The 17760-nt window shown below is 59.0% G+C and carries 18 protein-coding genes and 2 pseudogenes; 8 read left to right on the top strand and 12 right to left on the bottom strand.

The genetic code is table 11. From position 1 onward, the window contains the following. Positions 1 to 60 precede the first annotated feature (60 nt). A pseudogene (locus JET17_RS11875) lies at positions 61 to 324 on the bottom strand (LysR family transcriptional regulator); the annotation flags it as partial. A gap of 144 nt (positions 325 to 468) precedes the next feature. After that, positions 469 to 1131 carry a recombinase family protein gene (locus JET17_RS11870; RefSeq protein WP_011005883.1) on the bottom strand — a complete coding sequence of 221 codons (663 nt, stop codon included), beginning with the start codon at positions 1129 to 1131 and terminating at the stop codon, positions 469 to 471. Between the two features lie 85 nt (positions 1132 to 1216). Here JET17_RS11870 and JET17_RS11865 point away from each other — a divergent pair, with 85 nt between their 5' ends. From JET17_RS11865 to JET17_RS11855, 3 genes are read left to right on the top strand one after another with little or no spacing between them, the layout of a single operon-like run. Then, complete coding sequence (locus tag JET17_RS11865) at positions 1217 to 1618, top strand: ArsR/SmtB family transcription factor (protein WP_012314199.1); 402 nt, start codon at positions 1217 to 1219, stop codon at positions 1616 to 1618. An 18-nt stretch (positions 1619 to 1636) separates the two neighbouring features. Continuing rightward, entirely contained in the window at positions 1637 to 2089 is a 453-nt protein-coding gene (locus tag JET17_RS11860; RefSeq protein ID WP_014003980.1) for a DMT family transporter, read from the top strand. A 52-nt stretch (positions 2090 to 2141) separates the two neighbouring features. Then, complete coding sequence (locus tag JET17_RS11855; RefSeq protein ID WP_011005940.1) at positions 2142 to 2474, top strand: DMT family transporter; 333 nt, start codon at positions 2142 to 2144, stop codon at positions 2472 to 2474. A gap of 284 nt (positions 2475 to 2758) precedes the next feature. Here the strand turns inward: JET17_RS11855 and JET17_RS11850 are convergent, their stop codons facing one another. The 3 genes from JET17_RS11850 to JET17_RS11840 are packed head-to-tail and all read right to left on the bottom strand — an operon-like array spanning position 2759 to position 5482. Next, the gene (locus JET17_RS11850) at positions 2759 to 4048 is read right to left on the bottom strand and encodes an ISL3-like element ISPpu12 family transposase (RefSeq protein ID WP_004574636.1); all 1290 of its coding nucleotides are present in this window, start codon (positions 4046 to 4048) and stop codon (positions 2759 to 2761) included. A 21-nt stretch (positions 4049 to 4069) separates the two neighbouring features. Then, positions 4070 to 4582, bottom strand: a complete 513-nt coding sequence (gene lspA / locus JET17_RS11845; protein ID WP_003821921.1) for a signal peptidase II — start codon at positions 4580 to 4582, stop codon at positions 4070 to 4072. A 3-nt stretch (positions 4583 to 4585) separates the two neighbouring features. Next, on the bottom strand, positions 4586 to 5482 hold the full coding sequence (locus JET17_RS11840; protein ID WP_004364974.1) for a cation transporter: 897 nt from the start codon (positions 5480 to 5482) through the stop codon (positions 4586 to 4588). 95 nt (positions 5483 to 5577) lie between these two features. Between JET17_RS11840 and cadR the strand changes: the two genes are divergently transcribed. Then, on the top strand, positions 5578 to 5985 hold the full coding sequence (cadR, locus tag JET17_RS11835; protein ID WP_010794431.1) for a Cd(II)/Pb(II)-responsive transcriptional regulator: 408 nt from the start codon (positions 5578 to 5580) through the stop codon (positions 5983 to 5985). 81 nt (positions 5986 to 6066) lie between these two features. On the opposite strand, the gene merB is transcribed toward cadR, so the two are convergent. Further along, entirely contained in the window at positions 6067 to 6612 is a 546-nt protein-coding gene (gene merB, locus JET17_RS11830) for an organomercurial lyase (protein ID WP_011005942.1), read from the bottom strand. 92 nt (positions 6613 to 6704) lie between these two features. On the opposite strand from merB, the gene JET17_RS11825 reads away from it, so the two are divergent. From JET17_RS11825 to JET17_RS11815, 3 genes are all read left to right on the top strand, one after another. Then, the gene (locus JET17_RS11825; protein ID WP_011005943.1) at positions 6705 to 7139 is read left to right on the top strand and encodes a mercury resistance transcriptional regulator MerR; all 435 of its coding nucleotides are present in this window, start codon (positions 6705 to 6707) and stop codon (positions 7137 to 7139) included. A 264-nt stretch (positions 7140 to 7403) separates the two neighbouring features. Next, the gene (locus JET17_RS11820; RefSeq protein ID WP_010921730.1) at positions 7404 to 7964 is read left to right on the top strand and encodes a recombinase family protein; all 561 of its coding nucleotides are present in this window, start codon (positions 7404 to 7406) and stop codon (positions 7962 to 7964) included. Between the two features lie 3 nt (positions 7965 to 7967). Next, positions 7968 to 10934 carry a Tn3-like element TnAs1 family transposase gene (locus tag JET17_RS11815; protein ID WP_010921731.1) on the top strand — a complete coding sequence of 989 codons (2967 nt, stop codon included), beginning with the start codon at positions 7968 to 7970 and terminating at the stop codon, positions 10932 to 10934. Here the strand turns inward: JET17_RS11815 and JET17_RS11810 are convergent. The 6 genes and pseudogenes from JET17_RS11810 to JET17_RS11790 all read right to left on the bottom strand — a co-directional run bounded on the left by JET17_RS11810 (position 10911) and on the right by JET17_RS11790 (position 16356). Continuing rightward, on the bottom strand, positions 10911 to 12017 hold the full coding sequence (locus JET17_RS11810) for a GGDEF domain-containing protein (protein WP_012314197.1): 1107 nt from the start codon (positions 12015 to 12017) through the stop codon (positions 10911 to 10913). The two genes, JET17_RS11815 and JET17_RS11810, sit on opposite strands and share 24 nt — an antisense overlap. Positions 12018 to 12021: 4 nt before the next feature. Further along, positions 12022 to 12798 carry a methyl-accepting chemotaxis protein gene (locus JET17_RS27770; protein ID WP_371316875.1) on the bottom strand — a complete coding sequence of 259 codons (777 nt, stop codon included), beginning with the start codon at positions 12796 to 12798 and terminating at the stop codon, positions 12022 to 12024. Between the two features lie 81 nt (positions 12799 to 12879). Continuing rightward, positions 12880 to 13662, bottom strand: a pseudogene (locus tag JET17_RS27765) (MCP four helix bundle domain-containing protein); the annotation flags it as partial. 160 nt (positions 13663 to 13822) lie between these two features. Further along, positions 13823 to 14200 carry a response regulator transcription factor gene (locus JET17_RS11800; RefSeq protein WP_004577346.1) on the bottom strand — a complete coding sequence of 126 codons (378 nt, stop codon included), beginning with the start codon at positions 14198 to 14200 and terminating at the stop codon, positions 13823 to 13825. Between the two features lie 81 nt (positions 14201 to 14281). After that, positions 14282 to 14911: a response regulator transcription factor gene (locus JET17_RS11795; protein ID WP_004577345.1), complete on the bottom strand. Its 630-nt coding sequence runs from the start codon at positions 14909 to 14911 to the stop codon at positions 14282 to 14284. Beyond that, complete coding sequence (locus JET17_RS11790) at positions 14908 to 16356, bottom strand: sensor histidine kinase (RefSeq protein WP_052293013.1); 1449 nt, start codon at positions 16354 to 16356, stop codon at positions 14908 to 14910. The genes JET17_RS11795 and JET17_RS11790 overlap by 4 nt, the downstream gene beginning before the upstream one ends. Before the next feature lie 330 nt (positions 16357 to 16686). Between JET17_RS11790 and JET17_RS11785 the strand changes: the two genes are divergently transcribed. Next, a complete protein-coding gene (locus JET17_RS11785) occupies positions 16687 to 17757 on the top strand; it encodes a cupin (RefSeq protein WP_012314194.1) in 1071 nt (356 codons plus the stop codon). Positions 17758 to 17760 lie beyond the last annotated feature (3 nt).

Raw genomic sequence — 17760 nt, 5'->3', positions numbered from 1 at the left:
ACAAGGGTTTGCGGGCAGGCGCTGGGCTTAAGTGCACTTTCTGTTCCGTTGCTCCCCAAACCCCTTTGCCGCGGCGCGTGCCTTGGTCCGAGCTTGCTCGAAGGCCAGCAGTACGCGCCGGGCTTCTTCTAGGAAGACCTGTCCCGCCAATGTGAGACGAACACCGCGTGGCGAGCGGTCGAGCAGCGACACCCCTAGATCCGCCTCCATCTGGTGGATCGTGCGCGACAGTGGAGACTGTTCGATGTGCAGCCGTCGAGCGGCTCGGCCGAAGTGCAGTTCCTCTGCCACGGCGATGAAGCAGCGAAGATGGCGTATGTTCATGCTTGCTCCCTACTGATTTAATCAGTCCATATGATCGTAGGGAGCCGCATAGGTGCGGATGAGTCACGTCTGTATAGGGATGAGAACCATTCTGGGGGCGATGTTCGACTGCTTTTCGCCCACGTCTACGCCCACGGCGACCCGTCACGCACAATCACCTTGACACCGCGCTATACAGGGCATGTGCGACTGCCGCGCCCACGTCGCCGCTTCTTCGCACGAGAACGATAGTGAAGTGGTCCATGAGCCGTCAGACCCGACGTGCTGATAAAGGGGCTGACGAATCATGCCGAGTTCCTGGCATAGCTCACTGACTTTCGTCCCGGACTGGCCCATGGCCGCCATCGCCAAGCGGACTTTCGCCGCCTTCATCTTGAATGGCGCACCGCCTTTGCGACCCCGTGCCCGGGCCGCTACCAGCCCAGCCTTGGCGTGCTCCGAGATCAGTTCCCGTTCGAATTCCGCAAGGGCGGCAAGAATTCCAAACGCCAGCCTGCCGGCAGGCGTCGTGGTGTCGATGGAAGCGCCATGACCCGTGAGCACCTTGAACCCGATGCCGTGTTGCGTCAGGTCATGCGCTGTGTTTATGAGATGGCGTAAATTCCCGCCGAGCCTGTCAAGTTCCCACCCTACCAGGGTGTCGCCTTCGCGCAGCGCCTTGAGCATCGCCGTCAGGCTAGGCCGAGCATCAAGCTTCTTCCCTGATGAGTGGTCCTCGTAGGCATGCGCCAGGTTGACGCCAGCGGCAATAAGCGCGTCCCGTTGCAAGTTAACGCTCAGCGCGCCGTCCGACTTCGATACTCGCATGTAGCCTGCTGCCCGATCCACTGCAGCAGGAACGCCGGCAGGGCGGTGTCTTTACAAACACATCATCATTGGATAATATGATGATATGAAGAAGGCTGGAACTGATATTTTGAATGAGGGAGCTTTACACCCACGAACGGTGAGCCCAAGCGCGCTTCGCCGCAAAGCTGAACACATGGCGAAGCTCTGCCGCGGACTGTCGGACCCATCCCGTCTGTCAATCCTTGAGGCATTGCGTTCGGGGACGCTCACCGTCAGCGAAATCGTCCAAGCGACCGGCATGACGCAGTCCAATGTCTCGAACCACTTGGGCGGTCTATACGACTGCGGTCTGGTTCGCCGCGATCAGGAGGGACGTTTCGTGCGCTATCGCCTGAGCGATCCGCGTGTCGAGATGCTTCTGCGCCTTTCCGAGGAACTTCTGGCTGATACGGCCCGTGGCGTGATTGGCTGTACGGAAATCGGGCCTCACGAGGACGGGGTATGACCAATATGAGGACGGGGTATGACCAATATGAGTAAGACGTCGGATGTCGAGACCATCGCCGCACCCACTTGCGGGCGTGTGGACAATTGTGTTTCTGGGTCGCCGGGAAACGCCAGGATTGCCGCGCCGGCGGGGCGCGGTACGTGGTTGCTCTTGGGCGTCGCGATCCTTGGCGAGATTTCTGGCGCGATCAGCCTTCGGTTCAGCGAAGGCTTCACCCAACTCTTTCCCACGGCCGTGGCGCTCGCATCGTTTGCACTCGCGCTCTACTTGGTGAGCCGCGTCATGCGCACGTTACCGGTTAGCGTGGCCTATCCGGTCTGGGCCGGTGTAGGGACCGCTGGGGTGACACTAATCGGCGTGCTTGAACTGGGCGAGTCGCTCGGAGCGCTAAAGGGTCTCGGCGTCGTACTGGTTGTTGCTGGCGTCGTTATTCTCAACATCGCATCTGAAAAAAGGAGCGGCTGCTAATGTCAAAATCGTTGCCCAAGGTCTGGGAAGCAACCGTCAATGGAGGTAATCCATGAATTCGGCGTGGCTGCTTTTAGGTGTGGCGATCATCTGTGAAATATCGGCTGCGATCGCCCTGCGTTTTAGCGATGGCTTCACCAAGGTTTTTCCGACCGTTTTGGCCATCGTAGCTTTTGGAATGGCCTTTTATACCGTGAGTGTTGCGATGAAAACGCTCCCAGTAAGCATCGCATATCCGGTTTGGGCGGGCGCCGGTACCGCGGGCGTCGCTCTTCTTGGCGTATTGGCGCTGCGCGAGCCTGCGAGCATCAGCAAAGGAATCGGTGTTGCTTTGGTTGTCGCAGGGGTCGTGCTCTTGAACATCGCTTCGGGTGGAGCAGCATGAAGCACGCTGCTCTCATACGCTTGAACTCTCTGTATCTCTTGGTGGCTGCTGCCAATTGCCATTGCGCGTCTGCCGCTGGACGTTGCCCACTTGAGCGGCTGGTGGCAGTGGCCGAAACCAAGTGGTTACATTCCGTCCGACATGGCCGCATGGCGGTGGATTTCAATGACAGTGGGCTGTCACACCTGTCTTGACGAAATGATTGCTCGCAATGTCATTCTTAAATGGGTATACGGATTTAATGGTTGATGGGGCACCTTCACCCCATCAATCTGATACCACCCTCAGATGGTTGATAGATCGACTCCGTAGTTGAGTTCCTCTGCGAAGTCCGGCAGTCCGTAACCGATGGTTTTCTTGTAGAAAGGAGAGACCTTCGCAGTCGGTGCCTTCTTCTTGTGCTTCGTGGTGTAGAGCATTCGTGCCCGCATCACCTCGAAGGAGTAACCGCGCCCTTCACGGTTCTTGTCCTTGGCCAGTCGGTTGATGGACTCCGTGTAAGCGTTGGTGACGGGCATGTCCGTCTCGAAGTAGGTCATGGTCTCTTCGCGCCAGTTTCCCACTGCCCTGACCAGATCGCTCCAGACTTCCTTTTGGCCCTTCGGGATGGTGGCTATCCACTCGTCCAGGGCGGCTTCTGCCTGGAGCCGTGTGGTGGCGTCCCAGATGCCGTAGAAGCGCTCCTTGTGCTCGTAGGCGGCCAGCAGTTGCGGGAACGCGCCTGTCCAGGTCTCCATGATGAGGCGCTCCCGGTCTGAGACTTCGTGAGCGCGTTTCAGCAGGATTTTCCGGTCTCCCTTGAGAGTCCGGCTCTGGGACGGTTTCAGCTCCTTTCTGAGGCCCTTGCGCACTCTCTCTAGGGCATCGTTGGCCATGCGCACCACATGGAACTTATCGACCACGATACGGGCCTGGGGCAGCACAGCCTTGACCGCTGCCCGGTAGGGGTTCCACATGTCCATGCTGACGATCTCGACCTTCTGCCGGTCTTTCAGCTTCATCAGGTAGTTGGTCACCACGTCCTGGCGGCGGGTGGCCAGCAGGTCGAGCAGGGTTCGCTCCTCAATGTTGGTCAGAATGCAGCGGTAGCGCTTGTTCAGGTATAGCTCGTCAATGCCCAGGATGCGGGGCGTCTCGAAGCGGTGCCAGCGCCCCAGGAACTCGGCGCGGGCGTTGAAGATGTCGCGCACCGTCTTCTCGTCCAGGCCGGTCTGTGCCGCCACAAAGGTGTAGGGGTGGTTGAAGGATTCCTTCTCCACGTACTCATGCAGCCGCAGTGTCATACGGAATCCGTCCACCATCTCCGGTAGCTGGGGCCTGAATGTTGTCTTGCAGGCCCGGCAGGTGTATCGGCGGCGGACCACCCAGAGAGTGACCCGCTTGCCGTGGATGGGCAGATCACGATAGGGAACGTCACGCTTGCCGAACCGTACGAACTCACCCTGCACGCCGCATTCCTCGCAGGCGATGGGATCGGGCACGTCCACCTGGAAGTGCATTTCGTCGTCGGTTGATTTGCAGCCCAGTACTTGGTATTGCGGCAGGTGAAGGATGTTGTCGGGAAGTTCGGTCATGGTGTTGTATAGGCGTAGGTGTCAGTCAGATCCATCCGACTCGGCATTGGTGTTTGCTTTTTTACCCAACAAGCTGCTGGAAACGAAAAGTAAGGCACCGAGGACAATTGCAATATCAGCCAGGTTGAAGGCCGGCCAATGCCAGTCTCGCCAATAGAAATCAAAGGAATCCACAACATAGCCGCGAAAGACCCGGTCAATCAGGTTGCCCATGGCGCCACCGAGGATAAGACTGTAAGCGATGGCTTCTCCTTTATGACGATTTTCAAGGATCAGCTTGATCAGAAAAATCGAGACCACTACCGCGATTCCGATAAAAAAGTAGCGCTGCCAGCCTCCACCATTCGCAAAAAGACTGAATGCGGCACCGGTGTTCCATAGGTGCACCCAGTTAAAGAACGGGGTCACCGAAACATACTCGCCATAGGCCATTGATTGCTGCACCAGCCACTTTACAGCCTGATCAGACGCTGCCAGCAGGCCCGATATGGACAATAGGGCATACGGCGAGAGCTTTTTGCCAATAATGAGCATTATTTAACCCTTCAACGCCAAAATGCGTCTGGCACCGTTAAGTACAATGCCCCCCGCGATGGTGCCGATAATCAGATCCGGATAATTGGAACCGGTCCACGCGACCAGGGCGCCGGCGGTGATGACCCCCAGGTTGATCACCACGTCGTTGGCCGAGAATATCCAGCTTGCCTTCATGTGCGCCCCGCCTTCCCGATGTTTGGATATGAGCAGCAGACAACTGGTATTGGCAATCAATGCGACGAATGCGATAGCCATCATCACCAGCGATTCAGGCTCACTACCGAATACAAAGCGTCTCACCACCTCTACGAGCACGCCCACAGCCAAGATCAGTTGCAGTACACCAGCAAGATGCGCGGCACGTACCTGCATTTTCACGCTATGTCCAACCGCATAAAGGGCAAGCCCGTACACCGCCGCATCGGCAAAATTGTCCAGGGATTCTCCAATCAGGCCGGTGGACCGGGCGATCAGACCGGCAGTCATTTCCACCACGAACAGAAGTGCATTGATGCCGAGCAACCAGCGCAGGGTCCCGGATTCTTGCTTAGCAGAAGCTGCCGAAAACTCGGCGGCCTTGATGGTCTCCGGATTTGCAGCGACGGTTTCCTGAAGCGAGGCGCCTAGCCCCAAGGTCTTCAGTTTCGAGGTGACGGGCTCGACCTCGCCGTCATGCACGACCTTCAGCCGGCGGTTCGACAAGTCGAAGGACAGCGCCCGAATCTCCTCAAAGCCGTTCAGGGCTAGGCGAATCATTCGTTCTTCTGATGGACAGTCCATCTTCGGCACGGCATAAACACTGACCCATCTCCCTGGCGCCTCGGAGGAGGCCTGTATATCGGTATCCGCTGCGGACGTTGCATCACCGCCACAGGCGCCACCACAGGATTTGCTCATGATACGACTCCACTTGAACAATGTTGTGGTACCATTTAAAACTATAAAGCTACTATAAGGTCAATAGAGTAAAGAATCCGTTGGGGAGGAGGCTGATGCGCATTGGTCAGTTGGCGCAGTTGGTAGGGGTCGAAACACAGACGATCCGCTTCTATGAACAGCAGGGCTTGTTGCCGCCGCCTGATCGGCAGGACAACGGTTACCGTGTCTATACCGAGAAACACGTTGAGCGGCTGGCCTTTATTCGTCGCTGCCGCATCCTGGATCTGTCACTGGCAGAAATTCACGAACTAAAGCGCTATCAGGACGACCCTCATCAGCCTTGTACCGCCGTCAACGCCTTGCTCGATGATCACATCTCTCATGTGCGGTCGCAGATAACCGCTCTGCAAGCGCTTGAGAAACAACTCGTTTCACTGAGAGCGAGTTGCAACGATGACCGGGAAGTTGAGGCGTGTGGGGTTCTTGCTGGAATTAGCGAAGGAAACATGCACCAGCAGTAGGTGAAGCATCAACCAGATAATCCGATGAGATGCCGGTCTGTCTCACTCTCATGCAAAGGTAAGATCAACCATTTAATCCGCTTACCCAAAATTGATATTGGCGCATAAGCTGTTGCAGCATGCTTGTCCTTCTCCCGCACCGGATTCCCAGACGACGCGTGCGGCCTCCGGATTCTGATGTTCCTTCTCGACACTGCCGTTCGCCGCCAGCGAGCAGGCGAGGTGGCAGCGGCAAACCACGCACCGAGCTATGATGCGCGCGGCGTGCCGCACCATGCGTGGAATCGCGAGCGCATCGATCGCGCACATGGCATGGACACTCTTGCCGGCGAAATGAACGTGGATTTCAGTCTGGCGAGCGCTGAAGGGATAGCAGCCGATGCCTTGCTCGCCGATGACGATGGCATCCATCGCGCACAGCGCGTCGAGCACCGCCTGCGACCCAATCCCCGCTGCGGGCGGTGCTGCTTCGCGTATCCAATGACCGAGAATCCTGGCATAGGTCGACTGCAGCGTGGGATGCGCGTCTTCGATCCGTGCCTGCAACGGAAACTCGTCCGCCAGCTTCTGCTGCGCACGCGTCACCGCCGCTTTGAGTTCCAGTCGCGATTCGGTCGATATATTCATATTCATGGTTCCTCGACTTAGAAAAGAGCAATGGCAAACGTATTCCAAATGGCTTAAGCTTATTTCCGTAGTCATGTACGGAGTCAAACGATATGGAAAACAATTTGGAGAATCTGACTATCGGCGTATTCGCCAAGGCGGCCGGGGTCAATGTGGAAACCATCCGGTTCTACCAACGCAAGGGCTTGCTGCCTGAGCCGGAGAAGCCCTATGGCGGCATCCGCCGTTACGGTGACGCCGATGTGGCGCGCGTGCGGTTCGTGAAATCAGCCCAGCGGCTGGGCTTCAGCCTGGATGAGATCGCCGAGCTGCTGCGGCTGGAGGATGGCACCCATTGCGAGGAAGCCAGCAGTCTGGCCGAGCACAAGCTCAAGGACGTGCGCGAGAAAATGGCTGACCTGGCGCGCATGGAGGCCGTGCTGTCTGATTTGGTGTGCGCCTGCCATGCGCGGAAGGGGAACGTTTCCTGCCCGCTGATTGCGTCACTGCAAGGGAAGAAAGAACCGCGCAGTGCGGACGCGGTGTAGCCCGAGGGAACTACGCCTTAGCGTGCTTTATTTTCCGTTTTCTGAGGCGACTCCAACGTCAGAAAAGACCGTGCGGTCGACTTTTGATATTTCGTGCTGTCGCCTTCTGAAAGTGACAGCCGCGCCGCTTAGTCAGAATAGAGTCATCTTTCGCATTTTTGACACATGCCTGCGAAGGTCATAGATTTCAGCCTGACAGAAACGGGGTTTGAGGCACAACGGAACAGAAGGAGCACTTAAGCCGCCTTCAACCAAGGAGACATCGTGCAGGGGCACCGCATCGGCTACGTCCGGGTCAGCAGCTTCGACCAGAACCCGGAACGCCAGCTGGAACAGACACAGGTGAGCAAGGTGTTCACCGACAAGGCATCGGGCAAGGACACCCAGCGCCCCCAGCTCGAAGCGCTGCTGAGCTTCGTCCGCGAAGGCGATACAGTGGTGGTGCACAGCATGGACCGGCTGGCCCGCAACCTCGATGACCTGCGTCGCTTGGTACAGAAGCTGACTCAACGCGGCGTGCGCATCGAGTTCCTGAAGGAGGGCCTGGTGTTCACTGGCGAGGACTCGCCGATGGCCAACCTGATGCTGTCGGTGATGGGGGCCTTCGCTGAGTTCGAGCGCGCCCTGATCCGCGAGCGGCAGCGTGAGGGCATCACCTTGGCCAAGCAGCGTGGCGCGTACCGGGGCCGCAAGAAAGCCCTGTCCGATGAGCAGGCTGCTACCCTGCGGCAGCGAGCGACGGCCGGCGAGCCCAAGGCGCAGCTTGCCCGCGAGTTCAACATCAGCCGGGAAACCCTCTACCAGTACCTCCGCACGGACGACTGACACATGCCGCGTCGCTTGATCCTCTCGGCCACGGAGCGGGGCACCCTGCTCGCGTTGCCAGAAAGCCAGGATGACCTGATCCGCTACTACACCTTCAACGACTCCGACCTGTCGCTGATCCGTCAGCGGCGCGGCGACGCCAACCGCCTCGGCTTCGCCGTGCAACTCTGCCTGCTGCGCTACCCCGGCTATGCGTTGGGCACTGACAGCGAGCTGCCCGAACCGGTCATCCTGTGGGTGGCCAAGCAAGTCCAGACCGATCCGGCGAGTTGGACGAAGTACGGCGAGCGCGATGTGACCCGTCGCGAGCACGCCCAGGAACTGCGCACCTACCTTCAACTGGCCCCGTTCGGCCTGTCCGACTTCCGCGCCCTGGTGCGCGAGCTGACCGAACTGGCCCAGCAGACCGACAAGGGCTTGCTGCTGGCCGGCCAGGCGCTGGAGAGCCTGCGGCAGAAGCGACGCATCCTGCCGGCGTTGAGCGTGATCGACCGGGCTTGCTCGGAGGCCATTGCACGGGCCAATCGGCGGGTCTACCGCGCCCTGGTTGAACCGCTCACGGACTCGCATCGGGCCAAGCTGGACGAGCTGTTGAAGCTCAAGGCCGGCAGCAGCATCACCTGGTTGACCTGGCTGCGCCAGGCACCGCTGAAACCCAACTCTCGGCACATGCTTGAGCACATCGAGCGGCTGAAGACATTTCAGCTGGTGGACTTGCCCGAAGTCCTGGGCCGGCACATCCACCAGAACCGCCTGCTCAAGCTGGCCCGCGAGGGTGGGCAGATGACGCCCAAAGACCTCGGCAAGTTCGAGCCGCAGCGGCGCTATGCGACCCTGGCCGCCGTGGTGCTGGAGAGCACTGCAACCGTGATTGATGAGCTGGTGGATCTGCACGACCGCATCCTAGTCAAGCTGTTCAGCGGCGCGAAGCACAAGCATCAGCAGCAGTTCCAGAAGCAGGGCAAGGCGATCAACGACAAGGTGCGCCTGTACTCCAAGATCGGCCAGGCGCTGCTGGAGGCCAAGGAAGCCGGCAGCGACCCCTATGCCGCCATCGAGGCGGTGATCCCCTGGGACGAGTTCACCGAGAGCGTCAGCGAAGCCGAGCTGCTGGCCCGGCCGGAGGGCTTCGACCACCTGCACCTGGTCGGCGAGAACTTCGCCACCCTGCGCCGCTACACGCCGGCTCTGCTGGAGGTATTGGAGCTGCGCGCCGCCCCGGCCGCGCAGGGCGTGCTGGCAGCCGTGCAGACGCTGCGCGAGATGAACGCCGACAACCTGCGCAAGGTGCCGGCCGATGCTCCCACCGCCTTCATCAAGCCGCGCTGGAAGCCACTGGTGATCACCCCGGAAGGCCTCGACCGGCGCTTCTACGAAATCTGCGCCCTGTCCGAGCTGAAGAACGCCCTGCGCTCCGGCGACATCTGGGTCAAGGGCTCGCGGCAGTTCCGCGACTTCGACGACTACCTGTTGCCGGCCGAGAAGTTCGCCGCGCTCAAGCGGGAACAGGCCCTGCCGCTGGCGATCAACCCGAACAGCGACCAGTATCTGGAAGAGCGCTTGCAGCTGCTGGACGAGCAGTTGGCCACTGTCGCCCGCCTGGCCAAGGACAACGAGCTGCCCGATGCCATCCTCACCGAGTCCGGGTTGAAGATCACCCCGCTGGATGCGGCGGTGCCGGATCGGGCGCAGGCGCTGATCGACCAGACCAGTCAGTTACTGCCGCGCATCAAGATCACCGAACTGCTGATGGACGTGGACGACTGGACGGGCTTCAGCCGCCACTTCACCCACCTGAAGGACGGGGCCGAGGCCAAAGACCGGACGTTGCTGCTGTCCGCGATCCTCGGTGATGCGATCAACCTCGGGCTGACCAAGATGGCCGAGTCGAGCCCCGGTCTGACCTACGCCAAGCTGTCCTGGCTGCAAGCCTGGCACATCCGCGACGAGACCTATTCGGCGGCCCTGGCCGAGCTGGTCAACCACCAGTACCAGCATGCCTTCGCCGCCCACTGGGGCGACGGCACCACCTCATCCTCCGATGGCCAGCGTTTCCGGGCTGGCGGCCGGGGCGAGAGCACCGGACACGTCAACCCGAAGTACGGCAGTGAGCCGGGACGGCTGTTCTACACCCATATCTCCGACCAGTACGCGCCGTTCAGCACCCGCGTGGTGAATGTCGGCGTGCGCGATTCCACCTATGTGCTCGACGGCCTGCTGTACCACGAGTCCGACCTGCGGATCGAGGAGCACTACACCGACACGGCCGGCTTCACCGATCACGTCTTCGCCCTGATGCACCTGCTGGGCTTCCGTTTCGCGCCGCGCATCCGCGACCTCGGCGAAACCAAGCTGTACGTGCCGCAGGGCGTGCAGACCTACCCGACGCTGCGGCCGCTGATCGGCGGCACCCTGAACATCAAGCACGTCCGCGCCCATTGGGACGACATCCTGCGCCTGGCCAGCTCGATCAAACAGGGCACCGTCACTGCCTCGCTGATGCTGCGCAAGCTCGGCAGCTATCCGCGCCAGAACGGCCTGGCCGTGGCCCTGCGCGAGCTGGGCCGGATCGAACGCACGCTGTTCATCCTAGACTGGCTGCAAAGTGTTGAGCTGCGCCGCCGCGTGCATGCCGGCCTGAACAAAGGTGAGGCGCGCAACTCGCTGGCCAGGGCGGTGTTCTTCAACCGCCTTGGGGAAATCAGGGATCGGAGCTTCGAGCAGCAGCGCTACCGGGCCAGCGGCCTCAACCTGGTGACGGCGGCTATCGTGCTGTGGAACACGGTGTACCTGGAGCGCGCCACCCAGGGGTTGGTCGAGGCCGGCAAGCCGGTGGACGGCGAGCTGCTGCAATTCCTGTCGCCGCTGGGCTGGGAGCACATCAACCTCACCGGCGATTACGTCTGGCGGCAGAGCCGCAGACTGGAAGACGGGAAGTTTCGGCCCCTACGGATGCCCGGAAAACCTTAGCGTACGATTTTTTCCGAATTCTGCGAGCCCCCCGACAATGGCTTCTTCAATGCGCTCACTGATGCGATGCCGGTTCGGCAGCCCGGTCAGGGCATCGTGGTACGCCATAAATGCGAGGTCGGCTGTCGCTCGTGACTCACGCCGTTGCGCACGATGCAGACGACGGTCCAGAGAGATGATCACCAAAAAGAACACGGCGCTGAGCGCACAGGCCCAACCGAAGGTGTAGTGCCATTCCTTTCGGTAATCGTCGGTGGCAAGGCCGATAGTTAATGCCAGCGGATACTCGCCTATACGTTTAAAGCCATACAGGCGCTCAATGCCATCCAGCGGTGAACGCATATAGAAGTCACCGTCACGGCGTCCGCTCACATGCTGCTCGTCCAGGGCGACGCGTTCCTGAGGATCAAGAGGATTGGCCAGAGGGGGATCGCGCAGCACGCTTTCCGGCCGATCCACTCGACGTACACTGATGACGCCGTGGAGCCCGACGTCTACCTCGTGGAACAGTTCGAGCACCGTTGCCAAATTTAGCGACGTGGCGACCCAACCCTGCCTGCTTCCCAAGCGATCAAAGATAGGTATGGCGAAGTGCAGCCGCGGTTGATTAGGATCTTGCTCGATCACCAGCGAGTCACCGTCTTGCGCTTGCCGAGCAAGCAGTGACCAGTATCGAAGTTGGTCGAAGGAAGGCGCGGCGGTGCCATCGAAGCTGCTAGCAACCAGGCGCCCCTTTTCGTCGATCAGTTCGAAGGGCATCTGGCTTGGCAGGCTAGCCGCCTCTTCGTGAAAGCGCCTGATCAACGTGGCATCCAAACCGTGGTTACTTACCTCCCCGCCCGATAGCCGGGTAGCCAGAGTACGCAGATTGGCGTGTAGAGGTTGTAGCAAGCCAGAATCAAGCCGCGCCTCTAGTGCGAGCCCCAGATTGCGAACATCCAGCCGCGCCTGACGCTCTGTCTGTCGGTAAGCCACCACCAAGAGGGCTGCGAGCAGCACGAACAGACCGCAGCCGAATACCTTCCACAGATGTCCACGCCATGTTTGTAGTGCCGAGCGTGCGCTGTCACGGGTCGAAATCATGGGGTTACACCGAAAAACGCGAAATCATACCCTTGAGCTGGACCGCCAGTTGTGACAACTGCAGGCTTGCCACAGACGTCTGGGTCGCACTCGTGGCGCAATGGTTGGACAAGGTGCGGATGCTGACCAGGTTGCGGTCGAGCTCACGGGCCACGAGGGCCTGTTGTTCGGAGGCGCTGGCAATGACCAAATTGCGTTCGTTGATCATTGAAACGGCCTCCGTAGTTCGCTGTAACGAACCGCTCACAGCCTGGGCCCTCTCAAGGGTCTGAGCCACTTGACCAACACTCATCTGCAAGGCCTCAACTGTGACGACTGTGCCCTGCTGGATCGCAGTGATGATGCTCTCAATCTCCAGAGTTGAACTCTGCGTACGCTGAGCCAGTGAGCGAACCTCGTCGGCTACTACCGCGAAGCCTCTCCCCGCCTCTCCGGCGCGGGCTGCCTCGATCGCGGCGTTCAAGGCCAGTAGATTAGTCTGCTCGGCAATGCCACGGATGACCTCCATAACCATGCTGATGTCTCGTACCTGATCCGACAGTCCACTTGCCTGCCCGGAGGAACGCGTGATGCCCTCGGCTAGAACCTGAATCTGGTCAACGATGTTGGCGACCTGGCTGTGACCATTGCGCATCTCCTCGTCCGACTCGCGGGACAACTCGGAGGTGGAAACAGCATTGCCCGCCACCTCATCCACGGCGCTGCTCATCTGGGTGATCGCGGTCGCGGCCTGTTCGATTTCCTCGCTTTGCTGTTGAAGGCCTCGAGTACTCTCGTCCATCGCCGTGCTCATCTGCTCCGAGGCGGTGGCCAATTGACCGGCAGAGTCACTGATCAGGCCGATAGTTGTGCGCAGGCTATGTTGCATTTCCGCCATCGCATGCAGCAACTGCGCGGGCTCATCCTTGCCGGAGGGTACGATCGGCCTGTCTAGGTGACCGTCAGCGATGGCACGTGCCGCCTGCAGCGCGGTATGCAACGGCCTGACGATGCTGCGGGTGAGTAGCAACGCAAGCAGTACGGTGGCCGCAATCGAGGCACACAAGGCAGAGGCGACGACCACGACCACTCGTTCGTACAGCGCTTGGGCCTGAGTGATGGCCTTCGCCCCCCCTGCTTGGTTCTGCGAAACAAGTGCGTCGATCTGTTCGCCGATCAGGCTCCCACTTTGTGCCAGGGCCGCATTGATTTCCGCCTGTTGCGAAGCATCTGGGGTGCCAACCTGCAAGAGCCGAAGCAACCGGTCCAGATTGCCCACGTAATTTGCTAGCTCTACCTCTAGCATCTCGACCATTTGTTTCTCTAGCGCCGAAATCCCGCGGTTCTTGTATCGCGCTAGCTCTTCGGTCAGCCGCTGCCGGGCAGAGATGATCAAGTCTTCACTGCGAACCAAGGCCTGTGGATCAGATGTCGACCGAATGCGCACGCTCTCAATTCGCATAACGGCAACCTGAGCACTGAAGGTTTGCAGGATGCTCATTCCCGACATCCAAGTATCATTCACATGTCGTGCTACTCGATTTAGCTCGGCCATGCGCGACAAGCTGAAGATTCCAGTGAGCAGGAAGATTAGTGTGACCACCGCGAAGCCCAAGGCCGCACGCTTGCCTATCGTAAGATTGCTCAAAAGCACTGCGACCCCCATCCAGATAAACCCAGGAGATACCTCTCCTACTCTTCTGCCGTGAGATAGCCAGATGCCATCTCCGGATGAGTCTCAATGATGGAGCAACGTCACGATCACGCCTGCCACACCTTGGACGAGCCGGCGTCATATCATGGTGCTAACGACTCATACCTTGGTATTAACGCCCGCGTCCAAGTCGGCCCGCCCGCTCGATCAGGCTTACCAACGTGCGACCATCAAAGGGTTTGCCAAGGAACTCCAGAGCCCCGGCGGCCAGAGCCTGCTCACGCCAGCGAGCCTCAGGAAACGCGGTAATGAAAATTAGCGGCAGGCATACGCCCAAGGTCAGTAGCTGCTGTTGCAGCTCGAGCCCGGACAGCCCTGGCATCTGCACATCAAGGATTAGGCAATCGCAGGTGTGCAATGCTTGCGACGCCAGGAATTCAGTTGCCGACCCAAAGGTGTCAGCGCAATGGCCCATCGAACGGACCAGCCCATCGAGCGCCATCCTGACGCTTTCATCGTCATCGACGATACAAATATGGTAGGGAGACAAGACGTACTACCTGAAAAGCCAAAGACCGAGCTTTAGACTATGCTGCACTTGGCCTGCTGCAAATCATGCTCTGGTATGCCCCTAGGCTTGACCTTGTGCTTGCCATTGCACTGATAACGCTTGAGCCATGCGCACTAATTCGGCGAACGAGCCGGCGTTCATCTTGCGCATCGCACTGCCTCGATGAATCTTCACCGTGACCTCGCTAATCCCTAGCTCGGCTGCAATTTGCTTGTTCAACAGGCCAGTCGTGGCCATGGCCATCACCTCCTGCTCACGTGTGCTTAGGCGGTTGTGGCGCTCACGCAACTCGATGATGCCTTCCTCGCTCACTCGGCGTTGACGATCATGCTCAAGAGCCTCTACTACAGCATCGAGTAGATCCTGATCGCGAAATGGTTTGGTGAGAAAGCCCAAGGCGCCGGCCTTCATGGCCCTGACGCTCATTGGGATATCCCCGTAGGCAGTCATCATGATTACTGGAATGTTCACCCGCAAATCGTCCATACGAGCTTGGAAGTCCAGGCCGCTAGCGCCTTTGAGGCGCACATCGAGAATCAAACAACTAGGAACCTCCGGACGCGGAAACTGGAGGAACTCATTCGGCGAAGCGAAGGTTTTCACGGCCAGATCAACCGAACGCAGAAGCCCAACTACGGCCTCGCACAGGTCGTGATCATCGTCCACCATGTAGATGCAGGTGTTTTTCATGCTATTACCTCCTCGCAGACTCTAGGCAGTACAAACGACAAGGTCGCGCCTTCTCCCGCTCGGCTGTCGGCCCAGATGCGACCGCCATGCACCTCGATGATTGAGCGGCAGATGGGCAGGCCAATACCGATCCCCTCATCCTTGGTGGTGAAGAATGCGTTGAACAACATGTCGAGGTGCTCTTCCTCTATACCTTTACCACTGTCTCTGACCGTGACCTGCACCTGCTGATCCTGCTCACAAACCTCGATGTACAAATGGCGAGCTGAGCCTTCACGCTCGTCGATAGCGTCGATGCCGTTAATCAACAGGTTGATCATGACCTGTTGCAGTTGAATCCGGTCACCGCGTACCGTCAGACGACGGACCGGGCTTCGAAAGAGTTGTATCCGGCGATGCTGGATATCCCGCTCAAGGAGGGTCAGGGATTCGCTCACAACACTCTCTATATCCAGGCATTCATGCCGTGGCTCGGCCTTGCGGGTATGTTCGCGAATCCGCTGTATCACATCGCTCGCCCGTCGGGCATTGCTGGCCACCCTGCCAATTGCCACGCGCGCTTCATGTGCGTCGGCACGGTCCAGCCAACGTTGGGCCGCTTCGGCATTGGTTACGATGGCAGCCAGTGACTGGTTAACTTCATGAGCTATTGAGGTGCCCAACTCGCCCAACATGCTGACTCGGCTTACGTGGGCCAGTTCAGCCTGGGAGCGATGTAGTGCGACCTCGGCTAGGCGCCGGTCGGTCACATCGTTGTTACTGGCCAGAATCGCCCTGGGATTGCCAAGTTGGTCTCGGTGTAGCGACCATCGGCTGAGGATTGTGACCTCTTTGCCGGCGCGTGTTGTCTCGATCAGTTCGCCTTCCCAAACACCTTTTTCCAACAGCTCGGCCTTGATTGCCTGCGGTGCCTGTGATGAACGACTGCAGAGCAAATCCCAGCAGTCTCGTCCGATTACTTCATCGGCGGTCCAGCCGTAGAGTGCCTCGGCACCGGAATTCCAACTGCGAATACGGCTGTCAAACGTACAGACGATAATCGCATCATGGGTCTGCGACAGCAGTGCAAACTGCTCTCGTAAACGGTCGGTGACCTTCCGACTTTTCACGGCAAGCCAGCCAGCGACTGCAATGGCAACAAGGCTGACTAGGCAGCGGGCCAAAGCCTCACTGAAGAACTGGTTGTGGTGCGAAAGCAGGAAAGCCGCCAACGTCAGGCAACTACAAATCGCTGCTAGCAGACGTATGCCCCTCACCGAAAGACGGGTCGTGGCGATCATGATGACCAGTACGTAGAGGACGGCAACGGCGATCTCGAACGAAGTCAGAGTGTCGACAATGAAGATCGCCAGGGTGATGAGGCAGATGAAGCGCAAAAGCAGATCGTTGAACGCGCCACGCTCTGGCGCCATTGCATCGATCTCCTGGCCAGGAAAGCCCTGCATAGACAAATCCACTAATGAAGAAGGGTAACGGCGACGTCGCTACGGAAACGAGTGATATCCGCGCTTTTACAGCAAAAAAAATCCGGATTGGTAACACCGGAACTGGTATTCGTTTTTGCAGGTCCTCACAGCCCAAAGCTCAGTGCAATAGGATGAAGGTACAACCTTCGAAGATGGCGCATACATACTTGGGCTTGATCCTCACTGGTTCCGGGGGCTGACAAAGGCATACGGCGCTATAGCTGTTTTTGAATCCTTCGCCATCGAGCAAGAGCACGGCCTCGTCTGCATACGAAGGTGCCGTCCAATATGTGGGGGTGTCATTATCCAATGATGGTAAGGCTGTTCACATCCCCTACTGGCACAACACCTATGCTCTTTGGGGGCTTAATCCTCCTCCCCCACGTTTGTACAGTGACCTCGCACCACCGCTTTCATCGTTTATCAAGAGGTCATACCGTGAACAAACCCCTGAACGAGCAGATCATCTCAGCACGTCCGAGCTACTTAGCCGAAGCCGAATTCTTCGAGTACAGCAAAGCTGCCAATCCCATTGGCGCGAAGCTGATCTCTCGGGTGCCGTACCATACGTTTCCGGCGTCCCTATGTCAGGAGGGCGAGTCTCGAGTCATACCACTGGACTTAAGCCAAGCACTGGGTTGCGAAGGACCTGCCACGGGGCCGGGGCTGTGCGCTAACTTCGTACGAGTACTTGCTGGCGACAGCTTGCGTCTAGCTCCTAACGCCACCTCGCAAGTGCTCTACGTCATCGAGGGTGAGGGTCGGTTGACCTATGACAAATCCACCTTCGAGTGGCATAAAGGCTGCTTCGTTGCGCTGCCGGCCATGCATGCGAGCATCCTTCAGGCGTCTAGCGACAGCCGATTCTACTATGTGCACGACGAACCGCTGCTTCGTTACCTGGGCGCCACACGCAGTGAGGACCGTTTTGCACCGACGCTGTATGCCAGCGAGGTCGCCAACGCCCACTTGCGCCAAGCCGCCGCCGACCCGCGGGCCAAGGACCGCAGCCGAGTCAGCATTCTGCTCGGTAATCGTAACTTCCCGCAAACTCGCACCGTCACCCACGTGCTTTGGGCGATGTATGGCCTGGTCCCGGCTGGTGCCGTGCAGAAACCCCACCGACACCAGTCCCTCGCGCTGGACTTTATCGTCGACTGCCCGCCAGGTTGCTACAGTCTGGTCGGTACACAACTCGACGAAGCCGGTGAAATCGTTAACCCGACTCGGGTCGACTGGACCCCAGGCCTGGCTTTCGTCACCCCGCCCGGTTACTGGCATGCCCACTACAATACTTCCGATCGTGAGGCGCTGCTGATCCCGATCCAGGACGCAGGGCTGCAGACCTGGTTGCGCGCCTTAGATATCCGTTTCAGTTGAGTA

This window comes from Pseudomonas putida (assembly GCF_016406145.1).
In the GTDB taxonomy this organism is placed as follows: Bacteria; Pseudomonadota; Gammaproteobacteria; order Pseudomonadales; family Pseudomonadaceae; genus Aquipseudomonas; species Aquipseudomonas putida_E.
This window is presented reverse-complemented; position numbering and strand designations above follow the sequence as displayed.

What these genes read in the sequence shown, in the direction of transcription:
- JET17_RS11870 (WP_011005883.1), bottom strand. Translation starts at nt 1,131, where the DNA reads ATGCGAGTATCGAAGTCGGACGGCGCGCTGAGCGTTAACTTGCAACGG.
- JET17_RS11865 (WP_012314199.1), top strand. Translation starts at nt 1,217, where the DNA reads ATGAAGAAGGCTGGAACTGATATTTTGAATGAGGGAGCTTTACACCCA.
- JET17_RS11860 (WP_014003980.1), top strand. Translation starts at nt 1,637, where the DNA reads ATGACCAATATGAGTAAGACGTCGGATGTCGAGACCATCGCCGCACCC.
- JET17_RS11855 (WP_011005940.1), top strand. Translation starts at nt 2,142, where the DNA reads ATGAATTCGGCGTGGCTGCTTTTAGGTGTGGCGATCATCTGTGAAATA.
- JET17_RS11850 (WP_004574636.1), bottom strand. Translation starts at nt 4,048, where the DNA reads ATGACCGAACTTCCCGACAACATCCTTCACCTGCCGCAATACCAAGTA.
- lspA (WP_003821921.1), bottom strand. Translation starts at nt 4,582, where the DNA reads ATGCTCATTATTGGCAAAAAGCTCTCGCCGTATGCCCTATTGTCCATA.
- JET17_RS11840 (WP_004364974.1), bottom strand. Translation starts at nt 5,482, where the DNA reads ATGAGCAAATCCTGTGGTGGCGCCTGTGGCGGTGATGCAACGTCCGCA.
- cadR (WP_010794431.1), top strand. Translation starts at nt 5,578, where the DNA reads ATGCGCATTGGTCAGTTGGCGCAGTTGGTAGGGGTCGAAACACAGACG.
- merB (WP_011005942.1), bottom strand. Translation starts at nt 6,612, where the DNA reads ATGAATATATCGACCGAATCGCGACTGGAACTCAAAGCGGCGGTGACG.
- JET17_RS11825 (WP_011005943.1), top strand. Translation starts at nt 6,705, where the DNA reads ATGGAAAACAATTTGGAGAATCTGACTATCGGCGTATTCGCCAAGGCG.
- JET17_RS11815 (WP_010921731.1), top strand. Translation starts at nt 7,968, where the DNA reads ATGCCGCGTCGCTTGATCCTCTCGGCCACGGAGCGGGGCACCCTGCTC.
- JET17_RS11810 (WP_012314197.1), bottom strand. Translation starts at nt 12,017, where the DNA reads ATGATTTCGACCCGTGACAGCGCACGCTCGGCACTACAAACATGGCGT.
- JET17_RS27770 (WP_371316875.1), bottom strand. Translation starts at nt 12,798, where the DNA reads ATGGACGAGAGTACTCGAGGCCTTCAACAGCAAAGCGAGGAAATCGAA.
- JET17_RS11795 (WP_004577345.1), bottom strand. Translation starts at nt 14,911, where the DNA reads ATGAAAAACACCTGCATCTACATGGTGGACGATGATCACGACCTGTGC.
- JET17_RS11790 (WP_052293013.1), bottom strand. Translation starts at nt 16,356, where the DNA reads ATGCAGGGCTTTCCTGGCCAGGAGATCGATGCAATGGCGCCAGAGCGT.
- JET17_RS11785 (WP_012314194.1), top strand. Translation starts at nt 16,687, where the DNA reads ATGATGGTAAGGCTGTTCACATCCCCTACTGGCACAACACCTATGCTC.